General features: G+C 70.6%; 27 protein-coding genes. 15 read left to right on the top strand and 12 right to left on the bottom strand.

Going from position 1 to position 22,968, the window contains the following annotated elements; translation table 11 throughout:
• Window positions 1–27 precede the first annotated feature (27 nt).
• Window positions 28–228 carry a hypothetical protein gene (locus tag ACZ4D5_RS42810; RefSeq protein WP_467777960.1) on the top strand — a complete coding sequence of 67 codons (201 nt, stop codon included), beginning with the start codon at window positions 28–30 and terminating at the stop codon, window positions 226–228.
• Window positions 229–278: 50 nt separating this feature from the next.
• Here ACZ4D5_RS42810 and ACZ4D5_RS42805 read toward each other — a convergent pair whose 3' ends face one another.
• From ACZ4D5_RS42805 to ACZ4D5_RS42785, 5 genes are all read right to left on the bottom strand, one after another.
• Window positions 279–572, bottom strand: a complete 294-nt coding sequence (locus ACZ4D5_RS42805; protein ID WP_467777959.1) for a hypothetical protein — start codon at window positions 570–572, stop codon at window positions 279–281.
• Complete coding sequence (locus ACZ4D5_RS42800; protein ID WP_467777958.1) at window positions 573–1,970, bottom strand: exonuclease domain-containing protein; 1,398 nt, start codon at window positions 1,968–1,970, stop codon at window positions 573–575.
• A gap of 171 nt (window positions 1,971–2,141) precedes the next feature.
• On the bottom strand, window positions 2,142–2,666 hold the full coding sequence (locus ACZ4D5_RS42795) for a hypothetical protein (RefSeq protein WP_467777957.1): 525 nt from the start codon (window positions 2,664–2,666) through the stop codon (window positions 2,142–2,144).
• 237 nt (window positions 2,667–2,903) lie between these two features.
• The gene (locus ACZ4D5_RS42790; RefSeq protein ID WP_467777956.1) at window positions 2,904–3,836 is read right to left on the bottom strand and encodes a hypothetical protein; all 933 of its coding nucleotides are present in this window, start codon (window positions 3,834–3,836) and stop codon (window positions 2,904–2,906) included.
• Between the two features lie 321 nt (window positions 3,837–4,157).
• Entirely contained in the window at window positions 4,158–4,337 is a 180-nt protein-coding gene (locus tag ACZ4D5_RS42785) for a hypothetical protein (RefSeq protein WP_467777955.1), read from the bottom strand.
• 126 nt (window positions 4,338–4,463) lie between these two features.
• Between ACZ4D5_RS42785 and ACZ4D5_RS42780 the strand changes: the two genes are divergently transcribed.
• Both ACZ4D5_RS42780 and ACZ4D5_RS42775 read left to right on the top strand, forming a co-directional pair.
• Window positions 4,464–5,096 (top strand): hypothetical protein, encoded by a 633-nt coding sequence (locus ACZ4D5_RS42780; RefSeq protein ID WP_467777954.1) that lies wholly within the window; start codon window positions 4,464–4,466, stop codon window positions 5,094–5,096.
• 115 nt (window positions 5,097–5,211) lie between these two features.
• A complete protein-coding gene (locus ACZ4D5_RS42775) occupies window positions 5,212–6,291 on the top strand; it encodes a site-specific integrase (protein WP_467777953.1) in 1,080 nt (359 codons plus the stop codon).
• A gap of 64 nt (window positions 6,292–6,355) precedes the next feature.
• On the opposite strand, the gene ACZ4D5_RS42770 is transcribed toward ACZ4D5_RS42775, so the two are convergent.
• Window positions 6,356–6,865, bottom strand: coding sequence for a hypothetical protein (locus tag ACZ4D5_RS42770; RefSeq protein ID WP_467777952.1), 510 nt, complete (start codon window positions 6,863–6,865; stop codon window positions 6,356–6,358).
• Window positions 6,866–7,015: 150 nt separating this feature from the next.
• On the opposite strand from ACZ4D5_RS42770, the gene ACZ4D5_RS42765 reads away from it, so the two are divergent.
• The 4 genes from ACZ4D5_RS42765 (at window position 7,016) to ACZ4D5_RS42750 (ending at window position 9,514) form a co-directional block, all read left to right on the top strand.
• Window positions 7,016–7,807, top strand: coding sequence for a hypothetical protein (locus ACZ4D5_RS42765; protein ID WP_467777951.1), 792 nt, complete (start codon window positions 7,016–7,018; stop codon window positions 7,805–7,807).
• On the top strand, window positions 7,804–8,118 hold the full coding sequence (locus ACZ4D5_RS42760) for a hypothetical protein (RefSeq protein WP_467777950.1): 315 nt from the start codon (window positions 7,804–7,806) through the stop codon (window positions 8,116–8,118). The genes ACZ4D5_RS42765 and ACZ4D5_RS42760 overlap by 4 nt, the downstream gene beginning before the upstream one ends.
• Window positions 8,119–8,300: 182 nt before the next feature.
• Window positions 8,301–9,035, top strand: a complete 735-nt coding sequence (locus ACZ4D5_RS42755) for a RapZ C-terminal domain-containing protein (RefSeq protein WP_467777949.1) — start codon at window positions 8,301–8,303, stop codon at window positions 9,033–9,035.
• Window positions 9,036–9,172: 137 nt separating this feature from the next.
• Window positions 9,173–9,514, top strand: a complete 342-nt coding sequence (locus ACZ4D5_RS42750) for a hypothetical protein (RefSeq protein WP_467777948.1) — start codon at window positions 9,173–9,175, stop codon at window positions 9,512–9,514.
• Window positions 9,515–9,529: 15 nt separating this feature from the next.
• Here the strand turns inward: ACZ4D5_RS42750 and ACZ4D5_RS42745 are convergent, their stop codons facing one another.
• Window positions 9,530–9,868: a hypothetical protein gene (locus ACZ4D5_RS42745; RefSeq protein ID WP_431776464.1), complete on the bottom strand. Its 339-nt coding sequence runs from the start codon at window positions 9,866–9,868 to the stop codon at window positions 9,530–9,532.
• 397 nt (window positions 9,869–10,265) lie between these two features.
• On the opposite strand from ACZ4D5_RS42745, the gene ACZ4D5_RS42740 reads away from it, so the two are divergent.
• The 3 genes from ACZ4D5_RS42740 to ACZ4D5_RS42730 all read left to right on the top strand — a co-directional run bounded on the left by ACZ4D5_RS42740 (window position 10,266) and on the right by ACZ4D5_RS42730 (window position 13,095).
• A complete protein-coding gene (locus ACZ4D5_RS42740) occupies window positions 10,266–10,730 on the top strand; it encodes a hypothetical protein (RefSeq protein ID WP_467777947.1) in 465 nt (154 codons plus the stop codon).
• Between the two features lie 254 nt (window positions 10,731–10,984).
• The gene (locus ACZ4D5_RS42735) at window positions 10,985–11,908 is read left to right on the top strand and encodes a hypothetical protein (protein ID WP_467777946.1); all 924 of its coding nucleotides are present in this window, start codon (window positions 10,985–10,987) and stop codon (window positions 11,906–11,908) included.
• Between the two features lie 515 nt (window positions 11,909–12,423).
• Window positions 12,424–13,095 (top strand): DUF3800 domain-containing protein, encoded by a 672-nt coding sequence (locus ACZ4D5_RS42730; RefSeq protein WP_467777945.1) that lies wholly within the window; start codon window positions 12,424–12,426, stop codon window positions 13,093–13,095.
• A 108-nt stretch (window positions 13,096–13,203) separates the two neighbouring features.
• Here ACZ4D5_RS42730 and ACZ4D5_RS42725 read toward each other — a convergent pair whose 3' ends face one another.
• From ACZ4D5_RS42725 to ACZ4D5_RS42715, 3 genes are all read right to left on the bottom strand, one after another.
• Complete coding sequence (locus ACZ4D5_RS42725; protein ID WP_467777944.1) at window positions 13,204–13,455, bottom strand: hypothetical protein; 252 nt, start codon at window positions 13,453–13,455, stop codon at window positions 13,204–13,206.
• A gap of 341 nt (window positions 13,456–13,796) precedes the next feature.
• Window positions 13,797–14,174, bottom strand: coding sequence for a DUF6415 family natural product biosynthesis protein (locus tag ACZ4D5_RS42720; RefSeq protein WP_467777943.1), 378 nt, complete (start codon window positions 14,172–14,174; stop codon window positions 13,797–13,799).
• On the bottom strand, window positions 14,171–14,644 hold the full coding sequence (locus ACZ4D5_RS42715) for a hypothetical protein (protein ID WP_467777942.1): 474 nt from the start codon (window positions 14,642–14,644) through the stop codon (window positions 14,171–14,173). The genes ACZ4D5_RS42720 and ACZ4D5_RS42715 overlap by 4 nt, the downstream gene beginning before the upstream one ends.
• A gap of 170 nt (window positions 14,645–14,814) precedes the next feature.
• On the opposite strand from ACZ4D5_RS42715, the gene ACZ4D5_RS42710 reads away from it, so the two are divergent.
• The 3 genes from ACZ4D5_RS42710 to ACZ4D5_RS42700 are packed head-to-tail and all read left to right on the top strand — an operon-like array spanning window position 14,815 to window position 17,175.
• The gene (locus ACZ4D5_RS42710) at window positions 14,815–16,056 is read left to right on the top strand and encodes a hypothetical protein (RefSeq protein ID WP_467777941.1); all 1,242 of its coding nucleotides are present in this window, start codon (window positions 14,815–14,817) and stop codon (window positions 16,054–16,056) included.
• A gap of 10 nt (window positions 16,057–16,066) precedes the next feature.
• Entirely contained in the window at window positions 16,067–16,630 is a 564-nt protein-coding gene (locus ACZ4D5_RS42705; protein ID WP_467777940.1) for a GNAT family N-acetyltransferase, read from the top strand.
• Entirely contained in the window at window positions 16,627–17,175 is a 549-nt protein-coding gene (locus ACZ4D5_RS42700) for a flavoprotein (RefSeq protein ID WP_467777939.1), read from the top strand. Before ACZ4D5_RS42705 ends, ACZ4D5_RS42700 begins: the two co-directional genes overlap by 4 nt.
• Window positions 17,176–17,314: 139 nt before the next feature.
• Here the strand turns inward: ACZ4D5_RS42700 and ACZ4D5_RS42695 are convergent, their stop codons facing one another.
• Entirely contained in the window at window positions 17,315–17,887 is a 573-nt protein-coding gene (locus tag ACZ4D5_RS42695) for a recombinase family protein (protein WP_467777938.1), read from the bottom strand.
• Window positions 17,888–18,132: 245 nt separating this feature from the next.
• Here ACZ4D5_RS42695 and ACZ4D5_RS42690 point away from each other — a divergent pair, with 245 nt between their 5' ends.
• The gene (locus ACZ4D5_RS42690) at window positions 18,133–18,939 is read left to right on the top strand and encodes a hypothetical protein (RefSeq protein WP_467777937.1); all 807 of its coding nucleotides are present in this window, start codon (window positions 18,133–18,135) and stop codon (window positions 18,937–18,939) included.
• Between the two features lie 40 nt (window positions 18,940–18,979).
• Here ACZ4D5_RS42690 and ACZ4D5_RS42685 read toward each other — a convergent pair whose 3' ends face one another.
• The gene (locus ACZ4D5_RS42685) at window positions 18,980–21,958 is read right to left on the bottom strand and encodes a Tn3 family transposase (protein ID WP_467777936.1); all 2,979 of its coding nucleotides are present in this window, start codon (window positions 21,956–21,958) and stop codon (window positions 18,980–18,982) included.
• Between the two features lie 555 nt (window positions 21,959–22,513).
• Here ACZ4D5_RS42685 and ACZ4D5_RS42680 point away from each other — a divergent pair.
• Window positions 22,514–22,804 carry a hypothetical protein gene (locus ACZ4D5_RS42680; RefSeq protein ID WP_467777935.1) on the top strand — a complete coding sequence of 97 codons (291 nt, stop codon included), beginning with the start codon at window positions 22,514–22,516 and terminating at the stop codon, window positions 22,802–22,804.
• Window positions 22,805–22,968 lie beyond the last annotated feature (164 nt).

Genomic DNA, 22,968 nt, shown 5'->3' with positions numbered 1-22,968 from the left:
TGAGGGCCCTTTCCGTACGATCGCCGCATGAGCACCCCGCGCCGGCCACTGGGCCACGGCCCGCAGGCCCCGGCCCCCGCCGTTCCCCAGCCCGGTACCGCCGCCCGCCGCGTCCGCGCAGCCGAGGCCGACGTCGACACCAGCCCGCTGTACCGGCCGGGCGGGCTGGACCACCTCGCCCGGCTCCGCGAACGTGGTGTGCTCGGCTCTCCGAATCAGCCTGCCTGACCTGTACCCCGGACGTTACCCGCGGGGATTTCCGACCGGATCTGAGGCGCTCAGCGCGCCAGCCGTCGCCGCCCCGCAGGCAGAGCCCGCGCCGCAACGGGCGCCGCCCGGTCCTCGCGCTCGACCGTCACCTCCTGGTCCTCGACGCCGGAGCCACGGTCGGCGGGCGCCTCCAGGAGCATCACCTCCAGGAACACCCTGGCGCCCGAGCCCCGGTGGTTCGGCACCGCCTCGGACATGTTCGTCGCCACCAACTCCGGCGACGCCTCCAGCGCCCGCATGACGGCCTCCGCCGTGCGCCGCGCCCGGCCCGGGTCGGAGTCCATGAGCCTGATCTGCGACATTCACGCCACCTCGACGACGTCCAGGCCGTCCACGACGGCCGCCTTCTCGTAGCTACGTCCCATCGCGGCCAAGCAGTCCAGCACCGCAAGGCAGTCGTCCGCGGCCCGGTGCCCGCCATCCAGCGGCTGCCACCGGTTGTTGCCGTGGTACTCGGACCAGTCCCCCACCCAGTCGCTGTACGGGATCATCACGTCCTCGACGGTCAACGCGTCGAGCCAGGCCGATGCCTGCTTCGACGCTTCGGCGACCGCCCGCTCTCGGACGTCTTCCGGCACCGTGCCGGTGCGCACCGTCTCCTCGGCTGCCTCCCGCGCTGCGCGGTCGAGGTAGTGCAGCGTCAGCTCATGGCGCAGCACGCCGAGGTCGTACCACTTGTTGTAGATCAGCACACGCTTGCCGGTGAGCAGAGAGGACAGCCGGTCGAGGATCTGCGAGAACGACTCCGCCGAGACGACGTCGGAGTCCGTGATGCCGTGGATCTGCGACGCCTCGTACGGAATCGGCACCCCAGGGTTCACCAACGTGTTCAGCAGGACTTCACGGCTGGACGACACCACCGCGATCTCAACGATCCTCGCGTCCGCCCCCAGTCCAGTCGTTTCAGTATCGACGACCAGGACGTCGGAGTTGGCGAGCGCCTCCGCCGCCCACCGCACCCGGTCCCGCGCCGCCTGGCGCTCCGCCTCCCGACGCGCCTGCTCCTCCGCCTCCCACCGGGCCCGCTGCTCGGCCTGCCGCAGCTCCTCCGCCTCCGTGCACGGCGGGCACCGCCGAGGCCAGTGCGCGGCCCGGCTCCACCACGAGCCCCCTTGCTGCTTCTGGTGGGCGCGGGCCTCCTTCTTCGTCACCAGCTTCACCGTGCAGCCCTCGCCCGCGCACACGGTGACCTCCTCGACCCAGGCGACCGCCTTCTCCCGCTGCTTCTGCAGCTGCGCGCGGCGGCAGTCCGGGCACAGGCCGTGCGACTTCGGCAGCGGGCGCTCCCGCACTGTCCGACAGTCCCAGCACGTCCGTGCCTGCAGCCGCTGCCGCGCCTTCTCCGCCCTGTCCCAGCAGGCCGAACACCGCTTGCGCACCGGGTACTTGCGGACCTTGCCGCACTCCGGGCAGGTCCGCCGAGCGCGCATCTTCGCCTTGGTCGACGACCCCAGCGGCTTCATCTTCACCGCGTCGGCCGGGTCGTACAGATCGAACTGGCCGTGCCGTTGGATGTACAAGTACGCCACCGGCTTCTGCCCCGGCGCCGGTTTCAGCCGGTCAGCGGCCATCTGCGTCTGCGTCCGCAGATGCGCCGGCGCCTGCCCCCAGCCGTACACCTTCGGTTTCGCCGGGGCCTCCCCCGGCTCGGTACGGCTGGCCGGGATCTCCGTCTCCGCCGCCGTGGTCGTGCTGCTCACTCATGCCTCCCGAACGTCGAGGGAATTGAAACCGTAGCAGTCATAAACCCTTTCCGCCGCATTTTCAAACATTCCTTGAAAGGTGAATTGCGGCCGAAAGTCGCTCGTATAAATACGCGCGGGCGAAGCCGGAAATAGTAAACGACGTCGTTAAATGTTTCCGGCTCTGCGTCACTCCGCGGGCTCTGTCACCAGGGGGACGGGGAAGTGGTCCTCGACCGCCTGACGTGCGATCCGGCTGGACGGGAACAGCTTCGCGGCCAGCCGCTCGCGCTCCGCGCGGGCCTCTTCGCTCAGGTCCCTCTGCGGGCCGATCAGGTTCTTCGCCTCCATCTCGTTGAGCACCGGCTCACTGATGCGCCAGGCCGCCGTGCGCAGCCGCAGCACCTGGTCGTCGTCGAGCGTGAACGCCCTCTCCCGAGTGCCGAGTTCGCACCCGGACAGACAAGCCGGCCACCGGCCCGACAGCGACAGCCGCGTCTGCTCGGCCCGGGTCAGTGGCGGCCACGGGCCCGCCGTGTCCGGCAGCTGCAGCCGCGCCTCCAGGGCCCGGCCCATCAGCACGTCGAGCGAGGGCCACCGCTCGGGCCGCACCGCCGCCGCCTCTATGCGGGCCTGCCGGCGAAGCCGCGCGACCGCCCTCTCCCACTCCCTGGACCCCTCCTCCGCCGTCAGGTCCTCTGCCCTTTCCGCCACGAGTTCCTCGACGAACTGCGTTTCGGCTTTCCGGTGCCTCCTTATCAATGCCCTCAGACGTCCCGCCTGCCGGACCTCAAGGTGCAGGGTGATCCTTTTCTTCGCCATGGAATCCAGTAAACGACGTCGTTTAGATCGACCGCAAGCGGCCCGCTCACCGTAATAACAGGCCCTTTGGGGCGCCCCGCGCCCTTGCGGGCCAAAAGACCAGGTCAGCGGCAACAAGGAAGGAGAGAACTACTCGGCCGGGGCCGTCGCGGGAGCATCCCCACGGGTGACGGGCGGCGCGTGGTCGAGGACCGCACGGCGCAGCGCCTCCAGCTTCGCCGGGAGCAGTCCGGTCAGGCCGTACCGGCTGCGGCCGGAGCCGTAGCTGAGGATCAGGCCCTTCTCCTCCAGCGGCATCCCGGGCGGACGGAGGATCGCTCTCCCCTCCCCCTCGCCGTACAGGACGCCATCGTGGTTGGGGTGCAGGCTCACCCACAACTTCGAGGTGCCGTGGGCCCGTTCGACCAGGTCCGCCCGCAGCGGCAGCCACCGCTCGACGGCGGCCCGGCCGAGGGGCGACAGCTCGAACCAGTCGCCGCCCGCCGCCCCGCCGCCGTGCTGCGGATGCCGCTCGACGTACACCGCCTCGCACTTCGGGGCGAGGTGGGGCAGCCGCATCGCCACCAGCTCCCCGGCCCGCGGCGCCGCGTCCAGGACGAGGGCGAGCACCGCGGTCAGCCGGGTCCGGCCCGGGGACATCGCCCCGCCGAGGTCCTGGTCGAGCTGGCGGCGCAGGCCCGCGAGCGCGGCGAAGTCGGGGGTGGGCTGGGGCGGCACCCGCCCGCCGGCGCCGAGCTGCAGCGCGGGCAGCCCGTACGCCGTGCGCAGCAGGTCCAGGCAGTGCGCGCGGGCTTCGTTGGTCGCCTCCGAGGTGGGCGGATAGCCGCCCTGCACTCGGCGGGCCCGCAGCTCGCCGGACTCGGCGAGCCGCTGGTACGCGGCGAGCGCCTGCTCCTCGAGGAGGCGCCGCAGACTGCCGCGCGCCGTGGTGGGCAGCGCGCCCCGTACCAGGGCCCGCCGCAGCTCCCCGCGGACCATGCCGAGCTGACGGCGCCTCGCCTCGCCGACGACCAGGTCGTCGAGGAGGCTGTCCAGGGCAGTGATCGAGGGGAACTCCGGCACCCGCCGATTGTCGCGTACCGGCGGGCTGGCCGGGCGTCAGTCCCGCTTGAGGACGGCGAGCCACCGCAGCAGGCCGGTGCGGACCGCCGCCAGGACGACGAGCGCGACGCCCATGTGCCAGAGGGAGCCGGAGTCGGCCCGGTACTCCCGAAGGTGCCGCCGGGGGACATGTCCCCCGGCGGCACCTTCGGGAGTACCGGGCCGAAGCGCGAGTTCATGAATCCTGAATCCCGACGACTTCGCAGGTCAGCGCACTGAACAGGCGTCAAGGTGCTTCCGCCGTCGGAGAATCGGCCAGCAGACGCCGCAGGTCAGGGTCGGTTACAGAGAGCTACTTGTCACTTCGCGGCAGCTTCGGGAGCGCACCCCCGAGTCGAACCCGTCGCCGCCGCAGCGGACGAGCTGGTCGACGACCAGGCCCGCCAGCAGCCAGGCGTACAGCTCTATCCAGTGGCGCGCGGTGAAGTCCGGGCGGGTCAGACGCTTCTTGATCCAGTTCATGCGCCGGACCGTCACATCGAAAGCGGACACCCCCGGCCGACGCCGTCGCCGGGCAGCTGCGTGCGGGGCGGTGTCAGCGGCGCCCATTACCCTGCCGCCGCCGGGGTGTTGGAGAAGGGGGCCACTATGGGGACCGCGCACGAGAAGGCCGCACGTACGCTGCTGGACCGGATGCTGACCGACGAAGGCGCGGCCGTCGCGCTGACCCGGATCCGCCGCCATCTGGCCGAGCCCGGGTTCTACACCCCCGCCTACGTCGCCGCCGTCGGGCAGATCTTCCGCCGTACCCCGGCGAAGTGGCCCGCCCACCAGGCGGCGTGCTTCCTCAAGGTCCACTACGGCGTGTTGTCCGGGCGGTACGTCCAGGTCGCCGTCGAGGTCGGGGCCGAGCCCGGCCCGGACGCCGACCGTGCGGCCAACGCCGCCGTGCTGGCCGACCTGCCCGCCCCCTTCACCGCACGCCTCAACCTGCACCAGCACGGCGCGGACGAGGACGGCATGCTCGGCTGGGACGCACCGATCGCGGTCACCCGGGGCACCGGCACCTTCTTCTACGCCGACTGCGGCTCGACTGCGGTGCCGATGCCGGACCGCCTCCCGGACGCCGAGGTGCCCCTCGAAGTCGGCTACACCCTGCCCAGCCGCACCTGGGTGCACCTGGAGATGGACGGCGGGGTGGCCCGCTGGCCCTACGGCAGCACCGACCTGGAGCTGTTGCTGAACACGGAGCACCCCGCGCTGCGCGAGTGGACCGGCTGACCTCGCCGTCCGGGGCGCCGCTGCCCCGCCCTCCCCTTCAGCCCGGATAACCTCACATATGCGGGATAAAGATGCGACGAAAGTTGCTACAGAAAAAGGGGTGTGACGGAGCATCATGGAGCAGACCGAGACGAGCACGGACGTTCGGCACGTTGTGACACCCTCGTTCGTCCTTCCCGCCACGGCCGGCGACGGCGCCGCGCCCGCCGAGTTCACCCCCGACGTCCTCGCCAAGCTGGCCGAGCTGGAGGAGCGCTCCAAGCAGCACGAGCAGAACCTGCGCCCGAAGAACACGGTCGACGGCTACGCCGCCGACTGGAAGCAGTGGGAGCACTTCACCGCGCTGCTCGGCCTGCCGGTCACCGCCATCACGCCCGGCTCGCTCACCGCGTTCGTGGAGTGGCTGTGGTGGCAGCCCGGCTGGAAGAAGGGCACCTACACCGCGCCCTCGACCATCGACCGCCGCCTGTCCGGCGTGGTCGTCACCGGCCGCACCCAGTACAACCTGCTGCTGCACAAGACCGTCGCGGCCCGCGCCCGCCGGGTGCTCAAGGCCAAGGTCAAGGAGATGGAGAAGACCGAGGAGACCCGGGGCCGGGGTCCGGCCCCGGCCCTGCTGGTCGAGCACCTGCGCACTGCGGTGCTCGCCGTGCCCGACAACCGGCTCGGCATCCGCGACCGCTCCATCGGGCTCACTCAGTTCGCCATCACCGGCCGCGAGCACGAGGTCGCCTTCCTGCGGCTGCGCCACATGATCGAGGTCCCCGAGGGCCTGGTGGTCGACGTCCGGGTCTCCAAGACCAACCCCCGCACGGTGAAGGTCCCCTACGGCTCGCGCCCGGTGACCTGCCCGGTGCGCGGGTGGCGGGCCTGGAAGGAGTCGGCCGGCCTCACGGACCCGGACGACTTCGCCTACAAGCCGCTCCACCCCCGCTGGCACACCGTCATGGACGGCGGGCTCGACCCCGAGACCATCGGCGACGTCATCACCCGGCTGGGCAAGTGGGCCGACCTGGACTTCCGGCCCACCGGCCACTCCCCCCGCCGCGGCGGCGCCGAGTCCTCCCGCCGCGCGGGCAACGACCGCAAGGTCATCGCCAAGCAGGGCGGATGGGTGCCCAACAGCGCCGTCATGGAGGGCTACTTCGAGGAGGGCGAGGGCTGGGAGGAGAACGCCATGTACGGCGTGCTGTAGGGCGGGCGGACGCAGCAGGGCCCCGGGCGGACAGCCGCCCGGGGCCCGGTCGTCTTCCGGGCCGTCAGCCCTCGCGTTCGTAGCGGACGATGGCGTCGGCCACATCCTGTTCCAGGTAGTTGACCCACTCCGGTCCGAAGAACGCCATCGGGTGCTGCTTGGAGTAGTGGACCGGCCCGACCGGGTCCGCGGCCGTCGTCGTCAGGTACTGGCCCTTGTCGGTCCTGGGCTGGTTCAGGGTCACCGCGGCGAAGTGCCCCGTGGTCCTGTCCGGGGCCGCGACGAGCAGCATGACCCGGGGGGTGATGACCGAGCCGCCCTCCAGGTCCCTGATGCGCCAGCACCACCACGATCCGGCCTGCTGGTAGGTGGTGCGTTTCTGCGGCCCGCGGACCGGGCGGTAGAAGTGCAGGGACTCCCGGCCGGCGTACGGCGCCAGCCGGGCAACCGCTTCGGCCCCCAGCTCCCGCACCCGCTGCTGCGCCTCTGTCTCCCACTTCTTCTTGAGCCGCGCCTGTTCGTCCTGCCGCTCCTGTTCCCGCCTCGCCTTGCTGATCGCGTCGTCCAGCGCCATACGACGACGGTAGCCACGGCCGCCGACACCCGGCCCCTATCCGGCCAACTCCCCCAGCACGGAGCCGATCCGGACAAGCAGGGGCAACGATCCGGCCGGGCACTGTAAAGCGGCTTGCCATGTAAAGCAGCGTTACAGCACTCTCGATGAGTGAGCACCAGACGAGACGAAGCGATGGCCGCACTGCGGGACTGGTCGCGCCCCGACCGGCGCGACGAACTGATGGCCGCGGCGTGGCTGGCCGGCGAAACCCGCATCACCGCACTCGCGGAAGCCGCCCGCACGAGCCGTCCGACCGTCTACCGCGCACTGCGCAACCAAGGCATCAACCCCGACGACAGGCCCCAGGAGGACCCGATGACGACCATGGCCCCGATCGAGCTGGACGGCATGACCGGCACCAGCTTCGAGGAGGTGCAGCAGGTGGTGCACCGCTGGATGGACCAGCACCCGGGCGCGCCCGAGGACAAGGTGAAGGCCGCGATCGGCCGGACCCGCCCGGTGTTCACCGCGCTGTTCACCTACAACGCGCTCCGCGAGGAGCTGGTCCGTGAGGAGGCCGCGCGGCGCGAGCGGGACCGGGCGCTGCACCTGGTGGACGTGCGCTGGGAGGCGCTGAGTAGCGCGGCCCATTGGCTCGCCGCGCACCACGCGTACATCGTCGCCGTCGACGAGGCACGGACCGCGCTGGACCGGTGGTCGGACGCTGCGACGTCGGCAGCCAACACCGGCGGTTGGACCGACCCCGACGCCACCGAGGTGTACCGCACGCGCATCCTGCCCGCCGGCCACCCGGAGGCCGAACCGCTCACCCCGCAGGACGTCACGCAGGAGGCCGAGGAACTGCGCACGAACCTGGAGCAGACGCACGAGCACCGCAAGCGGCTGGCCGCCGAGACCCTCGGGCTGGCCACGGGGCAGGGCACCGGAGGCGACGCGTGAAGCTGTCTCAGCTCTTCCAGCGGCGCCGTGCGGTGTGGGAGCGGCCCGGCCACTTCCAGCCCGGCGACGCGGTTCAACTGCCGCCGTACGGCTTCGGCCAGACCGTTCTGTGGACCGACGGAGAGCTGGTCAGGCTCGAGGACACGTACGGCGTCAACGAGGAGACCTACGTGGCGTCCCACCTGCGCCACGGAATTGCGGACGGCTCTCCGCACTGCCCGCCCTGCCGTGCCGACTTCGACCGCCTCAACGACGCGGCGGAGACCGCCTACTTCGCCCACCTTCCGACCGAGAGCAAGGAGACGTTGTGACGTACGAGACCGCCTTAGCCGCCGCCAAGCGCGCCGGCCGCTCATGGGGATGCCCGTGCGGAGAGGACAACCCGCCGCACTACGACGCATGCCACGCCTGCCAGCGCCCGTCCTGGACCTGTGCGAGCTGCGGCACCGTCAGCTCCCAGGCATGGAGCAGCTGCCCGGAGTGCGACAACGACATGCCCGCCGAGCTGCTCGGAGACCGCGAGGAAGGCTTCGAGATGACCTGGCAGGAGCACGTCGCCCTGCAGGTCGGCCCGCGCCGGGTCGGAGGCCGCTACGACCACGGGTACGAGAGCAGCGAGTACGAGGTCCTCGCCATCGACCGCGGCCCGCGCCCGCTCGGGAGCTGGCCGTCGTGGCAGATCACCGTGCGCGGGAAGGACGGCGCGGTGCGCGAGCACTGCACCGGCTGGAACCCGGGCCGGGACCGGATCGTCGCCCAGGCCCCGGCGGACGTCACGATCGTCTCCGTCGGCCGCCTGCACGACGGGGCCGAGGGCGAGTACGCCGACGTCCTGCAGCGCGCCACCATCGCGCTCGATCTCCGAGTGCACTTCCGGGACCCCCACAAGATCGACCAGGCCATGCGGCAGATGACCGCCCACGATCAGGCCGTCCGCGACACCGTGATGGACACCTCGGGCGTGCGCCAGGTGCTCGCCGCGACCGCGCTGCAGATCGACGGCTACCTCGCCGGGCCCACGGCCGCGCCCGTCACCGTGGTCACCCAGTGCGCCGGCGGTCGCCACCGGGCCGCCGCAACGGCGATGGCGCTGCAGACCGTCATCTCCGGCGACGCCGAGCGGGCCGCCGCGTACGGGCTCGCCGACGCCGCGAAGGCGTTCACCGGCCGGGGCCTGGTCGTCGCCCTGGTCCACCGCGACCTCGACAAGGACGTCGTCGACCGCTGACCTCCCCGCGCGCACGAAGGGCGTCCGCAGCCATCGGAACTGGCTGCGGACGCCCATTCGACTGTACGGCCCCGCGGCGCCGCCGCACTGCCGATGATGGAGCCGATCACCATCAGCAAGGAGAAGAGGGAGGGACCGTGGCCATCGTGTGGGTCCTCGCGGCCGACAAGAGCAACAGCATCCTCGGGGCGCCGCTGGTGAAGGCGAGCAGCATCATCGGGCTCCGGTCGACGTTCTCCTCGGTGGAGGCGTTCGGCATCTACCCGGGCGAGCCGGTCACCCTCGCGGCCAACTTCGGCAGCACCGCCAACGCGCCGATCCCGGACGGGTTCCACGTCGACCTGCTCAAGCTCATCGCGGAGCAGAGCGGCGCCGGCCTGCCCGACGACCATGTCGTCATCGTCGCCGAGCACACCTTCGGATCGTCCTGGAGCTGGCGGGCGTACCCGCTCAGCGAGTACGAGTACCCCAAGCAGTGACACCCCCGCAGGGCTCTACCGCTCGCGCAGTTCGTACGGGCTGATCTCTTCGTACCGGTCGTCGGACTCATCCCGGCCGAAGCCCTCTTCCCACCGCTCCGGCCAGTTCGCCGGGCCGCCGACCCGGAACCGGTCGTCGGCCCACCGGGGTTCCCCCACACAGAAGGCGTGCACCTGGGGCTGGTCGTCGCCGCTGCGGCGGACGAACTTCTCGTCGTAGATGAGGAAGTGGCCCATGTCGTCGCGGTCCTCGCGGACCTCCTCCGGCAGGGTGACCACACGGGTCACCTTGTCGTCGTCGACATCGACCTCGACCATCACCGGCACCACGTACCGGACCCACCGCTTCGCCACCGGCCCCGCCCTTCTGTCGCGTCTTCCGCTGGCACGCTACCGAGAGCAGGCAGCCCAGGAGAGCGAACGTCAACGCATCACTCTCCGCGAGTAGCTCGTGGATGTGGCTCGTCCAGCAGTCGCAACCCCTCGGAGAGAACCGTGTTCTCGGCTTCCAAGACGGCGTTCTGGGCCTGTGTCGAGCGGACGAGCGCTTCCAGCCGATCGGCCTCTGCCCGAAGGGAGCGTTCTGCGGCCTGGATCTCTTCGAGACTCCACATGCAGTACTCAACGGGTCCAGTACTCCCGAAGCTACGGCGCCAAAGCGAGTAGGGCCGGGCCCCAAGGTCAGGGGTTGACGCTTACTGTCAACTCCCTGTTAGGGTTGACAGTAAGCGTCAACCCCCTTGGAGATGTCATGCCTGACAACCCTGACCCCCTGCAAGAACAGATCTGCACCGAGACCCAAGCCCTGGTGAGCGGCCTGGAACTGCTTTTGGGGCCCCAGTTCCTGGAACAGGCGATGCAGCTGCGCTGGCAGCTGGAAGTCGCCGCGCGCACTTCGTCCATAGTCCTGCGCGGCGATGACGACCACGAGGCGGCCGGTAAGGCCACCGAACTGATCAGTGTGCTGTTTCCGGGCGAGACCCCCATCCCGGACGCCTGGTGGTCGACCCCGCTCGGCCGGGCGTGCGCGATGACGGCCGGTCATCCCACCGCCGAGCACGTCTCCTATAGCGTCGCGGGCGCCATGCTCGGCGGCATCAGCCGCCAGCGGGTCGCGACCCTGGCCGACGAGGGCAAACTCGACCGGCACCCCGACGGGGGCGTCACCGTGGTGTCCGTTCAGCAACGACTCAGGAGCCAGCCCCCGCAGACATGACCCCGACCGGGGATCCGGTCAGCCCTTCACGCAGCCGTAGACCATGGCGCCGACGACGAACACACCGGCGATCTTCAACGTGCCCTTGAAGCCGAACAGCCGGATGAGCACGGGCAGTTCCCCCTGAGTGAGCGATCAATGGGCCACTCATTGTCAGGGGCACGACCTGCTGCCGTCAGCCGGATGCCGAAACCGCGTCCGCCGGGCGCCGCCGGCGGGCGCACGGGAGTTCGCCGCGGTGCCACGATGAGCGCATGAGCACGGCAGGCCGTAACACAGTCTCGGGCCGCACCTACCGCCGGACCCGTCCGCGCGGGTTCGCGCCCTGGTCCCCGAAACCCGACACCCTTCTCCTGGTCGACCAGGTCCGCGCCGTCCTCGACGAGTACCGCGCCCACCTGCCGATGACCGCCCGTCAGGTCTTCTATCGGCTGGTCGGCGCGTTCGGGTACCCCAAGGATGAGAAGGCGTACGACCGGCTGCAGGAGACCCTGAACCGCGCCCGCCGCGCCCGGCTGATCCCCATGGACGCGATCCGTGACGACCGCGCCTCGAGCGCCGGCCACTCCTTCGGTTACGAGAGCCCGGCGGACTTCTGGGACTCCGTGCGCACCTCTGCCCAGTACTACGCCCGCCCGCTGACTGAGGGACAGCCCCGGGTCTGCGAGGTATGGATCGAGGCCCAGGGCATGATGCCGATGATTGCCGAGGTCACGAAGGAGTACGGCGTCATCGTCTACTGCTCCGGCGGGTTCGAGTCCGTGTGCGCCAAGCACGACGCCGCCGCCCGCATCGCCCACAGCCAGGTGCCGACCTGGGTACTCAGCGTTGGCGACTACGACCCGAGCGGCCTGAGCATCCTGGACGCCGCGGCCGAGGACGTCGCGGTGTTCGTCGAGGAGATGGGCGGCACCCCGCCGACCGTGCGGCGCCTGGCGGTGACCGCCGAGCAGATCGCCGAGTACCGGCTGGAGACGGCGCCGCAGAAGCGCACCGACAAGCGCGGCGAGCACATGCTTGCCACCGTCCAGGCCGAGGCTCTCAGCCCCACCCAGCTGACCGACCTGGTGCGCGCCGGCGTCGAGGAGGTCGTCGACCTGCGGGTGCTGGAGCGGGTCAAGGCGAAGGCTGAGCGCGAGCGGCACAAGCTGGTGACGAAGGTCGAACGGCTGCGCTGACCATCGGGGCCGGGGCACAGACCTGTGGCCGGGGCGCGTGGTACCCGGGGGCTTCGCCGCCCCCGGGACCCCGCTGCCCCGTCACTCCCCGGCGCGAAACGGCATCGTCGTGGTGCAGACCGGTCGCGCCAGGGAGCAACGGGGTTGTGTTCAGAGGCCGGTCTCCGGTGGGCGGTTCTGTACAGGCGGGGTGAGGCCGTCGGTCGTCTGCGGGACCCATCCGCACACGACCACGGCTTCGGGGCGGAGAACGGTCAGCGCTTCTGCCAGGCCCCGCACTTGCTGCAGGCGCCCCAGCGGTCCTTGTCCTCGATGCGCGCCCCGCAGCGCTGGCATCCACCCTTCACCGGCATCGTGAGCCCCTCCCGTCTCTGCTTGCAGGCAGGTTCCCACTCCCCCGGCCCGGCCTCAACCCTCACTCGTTCGGGTGACCCTTCCCGTGAAGCCCCTGCTGGCCCCCGGGCGGGCTGTGGATAACTCCCGTTCGCCGTACGGGAGATCGGTAGGTTGAGCAGGTGGCAGCACGAATCTTCTACATCGACGACTCCGGGGCCGAGAGCACCGGGTACGTCGTCTACGGCTGGGCCGAGGTCGACCTCGCGCAGTGGAGCGCGGCCCTGCGCTGCCTGCTCGACTTCCGCAAGAAGCTGTACGCGGACACCGGCATCCCCGCCGACTACGAGCTGCACGCCACCCAGTTCATCCCGGGCCGTGGCACGCCGTCGACCCGCAACGCGTGGAACCGGCACAAGCGCAACCGGCGCCGGGTCGCCCAGGCCAACCTCGCCGCCATCGCGGCGATGCCCGGCACCCGCACCGGCGCGGTGTGGCGGCACACGAACCAGAAGGGCCGTGCCTACTACGACCAGCGCGCCCAGGTCTACGCGGCGCTGCTGGCCGACCTCGACGCCCGGCTCGGCGCGGCCGGCGACCACGGCATCATCGTCATGGACGGCGACGGGTCGGACCTCAGCTACCAGCGCGAGCACCGCAAGTTGAAGCTGGCCACCCGGCACATCGTCGAGGACCCCTGGTTCATCGGCTCGCACCACAGCCAGCCGGTCCAGGCCGCCGACCTGCTCGCGTACACCGCGTACCAGGTCGTCCAGCGGCACCCGGGCAAGGATTTCATGTGGGATTGGTGGAGTCGGCATCTGCCGGCCGCCGAGGCGCCGCGCCGGATCTGAGCAACACAAAGGCCCGGCACACTGGCCGGGCCTTGAGAAAGCTAGACCCGGTGATCCCACGTACGCAGGCCAGGTCCGCACCCTCAGTATGCCACACAGCGCCCAGCGTCACACTCGCTCGCGCGCCGTGGCGCCCCCTTCACCCCGCAGGATCAGGGCGACTTCCGGGTGTGCGTACACGGCCTTGCGCAGCGCGTGCGTGGTCAGCCCCGCCCGCCGGGCCGTGGGTCCCAGCTCCTGGCCGTGGTGCAGCACCAGGTCCACCGCTGTCGCGGTCACCGCGTCCCGCCGCAGTTCCAGGGCCCGGCGCTGCCGGTCCAGGAGGCGCTGCAGCTTCTCCGTCTCGCTGTAGAAGGCCACGGCCCCATGGGAGCCCAGGGCCCGGCGGGCGGGCAACGGACCCGGCGGAGTTTCCCGTTTCACGATCCGGAACGGTTCCGTCCGGGGTCATTCCGTGGAACCGCAGCGCAACGCGCTGACCTGGGAAAAGGAACATCTCGTGGAACTTCGTGGAACCGTCCTACGCGCGCGCGTGTCACGAGGGCGACGCGGCTGTGCCGAGCGCGTGGTCGATGGCCGGGGCACTGCGCACGGCAAGGGCCCCGGTGGGCAAGAGCCGCCTTAGCTCTTCCTGCCCACCGGGGCCCTGGGAAAGCCCGCGCCCACGGGGACTGGGGAGGCGCCGGGCGTGGACCGAGAGATCAGACGGGCTCCGCCGCTGCGGCGAGCCGGTCGAGGCGTTCGTACAGGGAGCGGACGAGCCGGGCGCGGTTCTGCGCGCAGCGCAGGGTTCCCTTGGCCCGCTGCGAGAGCCGCCCCCGGGCCTCGCCGAGCACGACTTCGGCGAGCGGGCGCCTGCTGTCGTCCTCCGGCAGATGGTCGAGGTGGCGCTGCACGTCGTCGGCGACCACGCGGGCGTGCCCGACCAGCAGCAGGGCGATCAGCTCGCAGTCCCCCGGCGCCAGCGCGTCCGGATCGCTCACCGCGAGCACGGCCTTGACCACGAGCATCAGCGGCTCGCGGTGCAGCGGCGTCTCCATCAGCGCGTCCGGATCGTGCAGTACCTGACGCGCGCTCATGAGACCGCCACCTCCTCGTCGCTGACTTCCTCCAGCTCCCGCAGCGCGGTCGCCAGCTGGTCGGCTGGGACCAGCCGCGGGATTCCGGCGCCCGGACGGCTGATCCAGTGGGCCGTGGGCGAGCCCTGCCCGGACGCCGGCACCAGCAGCTGATGCCCGGTGGACAGGGCCCGCAGTACGCCGGGCGCTTCCGCCACCTCGCTGGCCGTGCCCGGCGGCACCATCACGTACAGCCGGTGGCTGATCCGGTCGGCGAGCACCGGATAGCCCGAGCCCAGTGCCACCCCGATCCGGTCGAGCGCCTCAAGGCCCCGCTCCAGCGGATAGATCGCCACCGCGTCCCACTCCCGGCCGCAGTACGCCCAGCCGGTGCGATCACCACGGGCCCACAGCGCCTTCGTACGGTCGTCCACGGTGGCCTTCGAGGCCCAGGTGACGCGGCTCTTGCCGCCGGAGGGTGTGTTCGGCACGGGGTGCTCCCGGATCGTCTGTCTCGGTACTCCCAGACAACTGCCACTCGAAGGGGTGGGCTCAGGCCAGATCCCGGGCACTTCCCGTACAGAGACCGGACAGTTTTACCTGCGGGCGATGCGGCGCAGGACTACCGTCACGCGCACGCTCCACACCCCCGGGGGGACCGATGGACAGACGGCGCAACACCGTCCTCGAGGCGCTCCTCGACGAGATGGACTTCACCCACAACTCGCTTGCCGACGAGGTAAATGAGGTCGCCGAAGACCTCTTCGGCAAGCCCGGGGACTGCACCGACCGGCACGTACGACGGTGGGTCTCCGGGGAAGTGCGCTGGCCGTGGACGAAGTACCTTCTGCCGCTGGAACGAATCTTCGACCGTCCAGCCCAGGCCCTGGGGTTCGTGCCGCGCGGGAAGAACAGCGCCAACCTGCCCACTCCGCCGCTGTCACGGTCGTCGACACCGAAGCAGGAGGAGGGTTCCGTGCAGCGCCGTCGCTTCGTCACCGCGTCCGCCGCCATCACCGTCGCGGTCGCGCTCGGCATCGAGGAGACACCCACCCGCGGCCGACTGTCGATGAGCGACGTCGCGCGCGTCCACGAGCGCATCGGCCGGATGGACGCCCACTTCTTCTCCATCGGCGGGGGCCCGCTGGTGTCCGTCTCCACCGCCTACATCGCCCGGCTGCGTGAGGCCCTGGACGGCTGCACCTACGGCGAGCGCGTCGAGAAGGCGCTGCACGGCGCGATCAGCAGCCTGTACGCGTCCGCTGGGTGGGCCTGCCACGACAGCGGCAATACCGACCAGGCCAACCTGCTGCACGCCGCCGCGCTGCAGTCCGCGATGCTCGCCGCTGACCCCTCCGCCGTCGCCCGCGCCTGGTCCGACCTCTCCCTGCAGGCCCGCCGCGCCGGCCGCCACCGCGAGGCCGTCCAGATCACCCGGGCCGCCCTCGACAACCGCCGCGCCCGCAGTGACCCGCGCATCGCCACCCTGCTGCACGCCCGCCTCGCCATCGGCCTGGCCCGCACCGGCGACCGCACCGGTGCCGCTCGCTCCCTATTCGGTGCCGAGAAGGCGTACGACCGCATCGACCCAGCCGCCTCGGTCCCGACGTGGCTGGCGTTCCTCACCGAGGCCGAGGTCTGCGGACTCGCGGCCATCGCCCACCGGGCCATGGGCCAGTACGACCGGGCCGAGGCCGCGACCGCCCAGGCCCTCGCCCTGCTCCCGCAGCCCATGCGCCGCAACCGCACGTACTACACAGTCCAGCTCGCCGAGCTGCAGCTCGCCCAGGGCGAGCGCGAGCAGGCCGCGGCCACCGTCGCCGGCCTCGACGTCTCCTCCCTCGACAGCTCCCGCATCACCGACCGGCTCACCGTCATCCGCACCCGCCTCGCCACCGCATAGGAGCCCGCCCGTGACCGGCATCGCCATACGGCACTACGACCACCACCACGCCGCCGAGCTGCGCCCCCTCCTGCTCGACGTGTATGCCGAGGTCTACGCCGAGGCCGCCAAGACCGACGAGTTCGCCACCGTTGACCGCTTCGCCCAGGGCCTCGATGCCTGGAGCAGCCGCACCGGTTGGACCTGCGTCGTCGGCTACGACAGGGACCAGAGTGACCGGGCTGTCGGCTACGCCTACGGCGCCCCGTTGCGGGCCGACTCCCCATGGTGGGGCGGGCTGCTCACCGAGGTGCCCGCCGACGTCGTCGCCGAGACCGGCACTCGCACGTACGCCCTGTCCGAGCTGATGGTCCGCGCGCCGTGGCGCAAGACCGGCACCGCCCGCCAGCTGCACGACGCGCTGCTCGCCGAGCGGCCCGAGGAACGCGCCACGCTCCTGGTCGACCAGGCCCACCCCAAGGTCCATGCTCTGTACGAGTCCTGGGGCTGGAGCACGCTCGGGGACCTGCGCCCCCGGATGGCGAACGCGCCCCTCATGCACGCCATGCTGCTGCCGCTGAAGGGCACCCGGTGACCAACCGCATCCTGTACCTCATCGCCTGCGCCGCGCCGCCCGCCCGCCGTATAGAGATCCCGATCCGCCTTGCGCAGCAGGCCGGTTGGGATGTCTGCACGATCCTCACGCCGTCCGCGTACCGATGGCTCAGCGAGGACGCCGAGGGCGAGATCGAGGCCCTGCAGAAGCTCACCGGGCACCCCGTCCGCTACCAGTACAAACTCCCCAGCCAGCCCGACGTACTGCCCCCACCGGACGCGATCCTCGTTGCCCCGACCACGTCGAACACCCTCAACAAGTGGGCCGCGGGCATCTCCGACACGCTCGCGCTCGGTCTGATCACCGAGGCGATCGGCCTGCAGATCCGCACTGTCGCGCTGCCCCACTGGAACGACGCCCAGGGCCTGCACCCGGCGGTGCCGCGCAGCGTGGAGACCCTGCGCGCGGCCGGCGTCACCGTGTTGCTCGGCGAAGAGGGGTTCGTGCCGCACAAGCCGCAGCACGGCGACCTCGACGCGTACCCGTGGCAGGCCGCCCTCGACGCGTTGCCCGCCACCCGCTGAAGGCGCAGGTGTCACAGAATCCGCCGAGCCGCGTTCTACCTGGCATGACGACGTGCCCGACGCCCACCGGCCGGACAACCTTCTCGGCCCCGGTGTCCTAGCTCAGACACCAGCCGCAAAGTAGGGATCTGCCCTGCGGTCAGCTGTCGCCGGGTGCCGCTGCTGGGTTGAGAGTCTTGTGTACGACGCCGACGGACACCTTGACGGCGGCGGCGATCTCGCGGATGGACTGGCCTTCGGCGCGGCGGGCGAGGATCACGCGCCGCTTGTCGTCGTCCACGACGGGGCGTCGGCCGCCGATGCGGCCGTGTGTGCGGGCGGAGTCGAGGCCGTTCTTCGTCTTCTTCACGATGTCGCGGCGCCGGTCTTCGGCAAGGGCGAGGGCCAGGTCGAGGATGAGGGAGCGTTCGGTGTGCTCGCCGGCGGCAATGCCCTCCAGGACCTTGACGGCGATGCCGCGCTGGAAGAGGTCGTTGAGGACGATCAGTCCTTCGAGGAGGTTGCGGCCGAGGCGGTCGACTTCCTGGACGGTGAGCATGTCGCCGTCGCGGAGGTAGTCGAGGGCGGCGGTCAGGCCGGGCCGGTCGTCGACGGCGAGCTTGCCGCTGATCCTCTCCTCGAAGACCTTGAGGCAGATCGGGCCGAGGGCGTCGAGCTGGCGCCGGGTCTTCTGCTTGTCGGTGCTGACGCGGACCAGGCCGATGAGCGCCATGGGCACCCTTTCCGTTCATCAAACGTCTTCGGGTAGCGATCTGAACGCTAGCAGTTGATGAACGGGAAAATGAACGGTTCTGGCGGGGAGGTGGGGCACGGGGCGGCTGAGCGGCGGGCGTTCGGTAAACGGTCGATTGATGAACGCGGGGTGTGCCCGCCTCGGCCTCGGAGGTTCCGCCTCGCCAGAGGGCTGGTTTCCCTGTTTGTCAGGCTGAGCCTGACAAACAGGCGTAGCTTGGAGACATGACCGATGTGAAGCCCAGGAAGCCCCAGCTGTCACCCCGCGACGAGGCGGTGGTGGCCGTCGCCGAGTCCGCCCGCGTCGTCGCCGAGCTCGCACGCGGCTTGGTGCCCGCCGTGTACGAGGAGCGCCGCAGTGATCCGGCGTGCTACCTGCGCGACGTCCTGACGATCCGCGACAAGTTCCTCCCCACCCTCCTCGCGCGCGCGGTGATCGCCAGCCGTGAGTGCGGAGCGACCTGGGAGCAGATCGGAGAAGCGGCCGGGATGACGCGCCAGTCGGCGCACGAGAAGTGGGCACCGCATCAGGCGGCGTGGGAGGCAAACGGCCGGCGGGGGCACAGCCGGGGCGAACCCGTGGACGCGTTGCGGAGCGCGGCCCGGCTGGACGACTGGTACGCCCGCGGCCGCGACGGCAGCGACGGCATCGTCACCGGCCCGCGCGGGTACCGCGCGGTCACCGACGGCCTGGACGCCACGGACCGGCCGGAGCAGTCGGAGTTGGAGCATGGAGGGGACCGTCCCGAGCGTCCGGCGACCGTGGCCTCGATGCGCACCGCGCTCGCCCACTACAGCGACCACGAGTGGGGTGATCGGCCACTGCGGTACCTGCTCGCGTTCCCGCCGGTGGACCTTCTGGCCGACGCGATGGAGTGGGGGTGGTCGGACCCGCGCGTACGCGAACACCTCGTTGACGCCCTTGCCCGGCTCCTGACGTACGGGCGCCACGGGTGGCCCGCCGACGGAGACGACGTCTCCCGCGACCTGGTGCTCGCGGAGATGATCGCGGGCGACCGCAGGTACCCCTGACCGACCGCCTACGCAGCGGCCGGTCCGTGCGGGGCGCGCGTCATCGCGTCTGCGCGGTTGATCGGTCGGCGGCGTCCGCCGGAGTACGGGGGCGGGGCACCGTGAGCCCCAGGTCGAGGCGCTTGTCCATGTCCAGCCGGAACGTGCCGTACGGGTTGACGTTCGACCAGAACAGCGCGGTCAGGCCGCGCCGGTCCTCGTCGCTCAGCTTCTTCGCCCACGCCGGTTCGGCCAGAACCTGCTGCACCAGCAGGGTGTTGACGTGCACGAGCGCGGACTGGAGCAGGTGCAGGGCGAGCATCGAGGTCTCGGCGTGCTCCTTGTCCGGGCCGGTGAGGGCGCCGTCCTTGCCGTAGTGCAGCACGGTGTTCGCCGAGTTCCAGTTCTCCACGACCTGGAGGCCCCCGTGGATCTCCCGGCGCAGGCCGGGGCTGGCCAGGTAGTCGCAGGCGAAAACCGTGCGCACGGCGCGGCCGAGTTCTTCGAGCGCGGCGTAGGTGGGGTGCTTGGGGCCACCGCGGGTGAAGCGCCGTAGCACCTGCTCCGCCTCCGCCGTGCCGAGGCGGAGCGCGGTCGCGTACTTCACCATCTGGTCGTACTGCTGCTCGATCAGCTCCCAGCGGATCGGCCTCGTCAGCGAGCCGCCGAGCGCCGGCCAGCCCGGCGGGGCGTCATCCGGGCGGTACAGGCGGATGCTGCCGATGTTCTTCAGCCGCGGCAGCAGGCGGAAGTGGAGCAGTTCCGTGAAGGCGAACCCGACCACCGAGGCGCCATGGGTGTCGACGTACTGGGACTCGATCTCGGCGTCCGTGCAGTGTCGCAGCAGGCCCTCGATCATCGCCGCGACCTCGGACGACGAACAGGACTTGAGCTGGGAGTAGATGCAGACGTTCTTCCGCTCGACGTGCCAGTAGATCATCACGCCGTTGCCGCCGTAGCGGGCGTGGTACTCGGTCATGAAGTTGCTGGACCAGGACCCGAACTTCTTCGAGTCCGACGCGCACGCCGTACCCTGCCCCCACCAGGCCGCATCACGGGCGGCAAACGTGCCGTTCACCAGCCGGGTGACCGCGGCGCGAAGGTTGTCGACGGTGATGAAGTGCCGGCGCACGTGTCGCAGCGCGGCCTCGCTCTCGCCGTGCTCGCCGGTCGCCACGATCGCCCGGATGCCCATGTTCGTGCCCAGGGCGAAGAGGGCCAGCAGCAGGCGGCGCTGGAGCACGGCGCGGTCGATGCGTTCGTACGCGGCGACCGAGGAGAACTCCTCGGTGAAGCCGGTGAGGAAGTCGGAGTTCTTCAGCACGTCCAGGAGGTCCAGGACGCCCCACCGTCGTACGACCTCGTCCTTGAGGGCCTGGAGACCGGTCGGCTCGTCCAGCGGCTCCAGCTTCGGCACGGTGATCCACGGCTCGCCCTTGCGGGTGGTGACCTTCACCCCGCCCGCCGAGCCGTCCGCGAGCGCCGCCGAGAGCCCGTCCAGAGCCGCGGTCATGCGCTTCTTCAGGTCCGCGATGAACGCCCGCGGGTTCAACGGCTGGCGGATCGCGGCGTAGTGCACCGCGCGGGTGGCTTCGAAGTCGCCGGGCAGATCGTCCTCCGGATTGCACCAGCGGGCCGCGCCCTCCACGTAGATCTCGCGGCGGCGGACCGCGTCCCGCAGCGCCACCAGCACGCACAGCTCGTACGGGATGCGCTCGATGCGGCCCCTGTCGTCGACGACCGCCTCGCGCCAGTCCTTGCGCACCACGCCGTCCATCGGCACCACGTCGCCCACGTCGTAGAAGCGGGTCTTGCCATCAACGCCGGCGTACTTGGCCAGCAGCGCGAGCGCGTCCATCACCGGCCGGTAGGCGGTGTTGTCGCACCTGAAGCCCAACGTGTTCAGCAGCGGCGGCAGCATCTGCCGGTAGTACGAGCTGTACGACGACCGGAGCGTGGTGCGGACCTTGGCCTTGAACACCTTCTCGTTCGCCTTCGCCTCGGCCACCAGCTCCCGCAGCGTCTTCTCACCCACCACCGGGAACAGGGCCTGGCGTACGACCTCGTCGGGCTTGTCGACGGCGGCCGTCGCCAGCTTGAAGAGAATGCCCTCCTTGCCGCGGACCTTCTTCAGCTCGGCGGTGAGCTGCTTCTCCACCCGGCGCTCGGCGCGGGCGTTGATCTTGTGGACCAGGGCGACCAGCAGCTCGACCAGAGCGTCGGTGATCTCCGCCTGCCGCGACCAGCACAGCGCCGCGAGCAGCGTGATCCGCACGCCCTCCGCCGTGTCACGGAAGTCCGAGGGGTACATCTTGATCGCCCGCGCCCGCCAGGCGGCCACCAGCTTCTCCGAGCAGTCCGCGAACAACCCGTCGGGCAGCCCGAGCTTGCGTACGTCGTTGAGCTTGGTGATCTCGGTGAGCAGGGAGTCCAGGCCGACTGCGCCCGGGTCGCGCTTGAGCGCGGCCAGCAGGGCGGTGCCCGCCTCGTTGTCCTCGGTCACCAGGGACAGCAGCCGGGCCGTGCCCGCCTCGCCCAGGCGCTCGATGACGCGGGCGCAGAACGTCGCCTCCCACCGGCCCCGGGCCGCGACCAGGATCTTCTCGACACGGGTCCGGCCCGGCGGCTCGACCTTCCGCGCCCGATACTCGACCAGCAGGGCATCGCGCTGCCGGTCCTCCACCAGCTCGACCGGGCACACCTCCGCAGCCAACCACCCGGTGAGTGCCTCCTCGTCCGCGAGCGTCGCCGGCCTGAACCCGAGCGCCTCGCGGATCTGCCTGCGGTGCCGCTTCGCGCCCGCCAGGTCGTACTTCGCAAGCTCGACAGCCGGGACCTTCACCAGCCCGGCGACGTACTCCACCGCAGCCTGCGGAAACTCCTCGACGAACTCCGGGAACCGGGCCTCGATCTCGAAGAACTTGAGCATGAGGCAGAAGCCCAGCCGGGTCGGCCCCGACTTGTTCGCGACCAGCTCCCAGTCACCATCCACCAGGGTCCAGCACGCCACCACGTCCTCTGGCGACCACTCCTGCCGCACACCAGCCCCCTCGCCGTCGGGCCCCACGGGCGTTCACCCGCTCGGCTCAACGAGAGCGCAGGGGCCGGGAAACGGCGCGTGCGGACCTCCCAGAAACTACCGGCGGGTTACTTGTTCCCCGGTGTCTGCGCTAGGAGTTCGGGGCCTTCTCCCGCGGGAGAAAGTCTGTCTCCCGCCCTGCGGGACACCGCCGCGGACAGCAGTTCCACACCTGGGGACACCACTTGACGTGCGGAAACTCGTGTCCCCAGAGCTGTAACTATTTCGGATGCCGATCCGTCAATAGACGGTGAAGGGCCATGGTCAACAGCGGAGGAAGGGACACGGGTGACCGGATCGGGTGGCGTCGTCGAGCGGGAGCTGACCCCGCACACGAAGGCCAGCGCGGCGCGCGCTCGACTCGAAAACCACCGAACTGCCGTGATGGTCCGTCACCGGACCAGCCTCCCCCGTCCGTTCGGACAGCGTGGAGAATCTGACCGTCGCACGAAAAACCCCTGCGACACGCGGCAACAGAGTTGTGTACGTGAACCGGTTTGCGATTGGATAGCGATCATGGCCAGGCCCTATGGATCACGAAACGCCCGCGAGCGCGAGTACGTGGCGCCGATGGTGCACCGCGACCGCAAGAGCCTTGTCCGGCTTTCCCCGATGGTCCAGCCCGAGATCCACGCCCAGGCGTTCGAGAACGCCAAGGCCGCGGGCATCACGGTCGGTCTCTACATCACGAGGCTGATCGAGCGGGACCAGCTCAACGAGAACGGCGTGCCGCTGTGGCGGGTCGCCGAGATCGAAGAGGAACAGAAGAGGGCCGGTGAAGAGGAACAACTCCCCCTGACCGGCTGACGAGATAGACCGTCGGTGGCAAAGAAAAAGCCCCGGTCATCCAGACCGGGGGCCCCACCGACGTACCGGGACCAGCGAGCCCTACCCAGGCGCTGAATCCCATTGCTTCACACAGCAACACACCCACGGTCAGCTCCCCAGCTGACTACCCACAGAGGAGATCC

It is taken from the genome of Streptomyces sp. NPDC025651, assembly GCF_055558735.1.
Note: the sequence above shows the minus strand (reverse complement) of the source record. Positions and strands in the feature narration are given on the sequence as shown.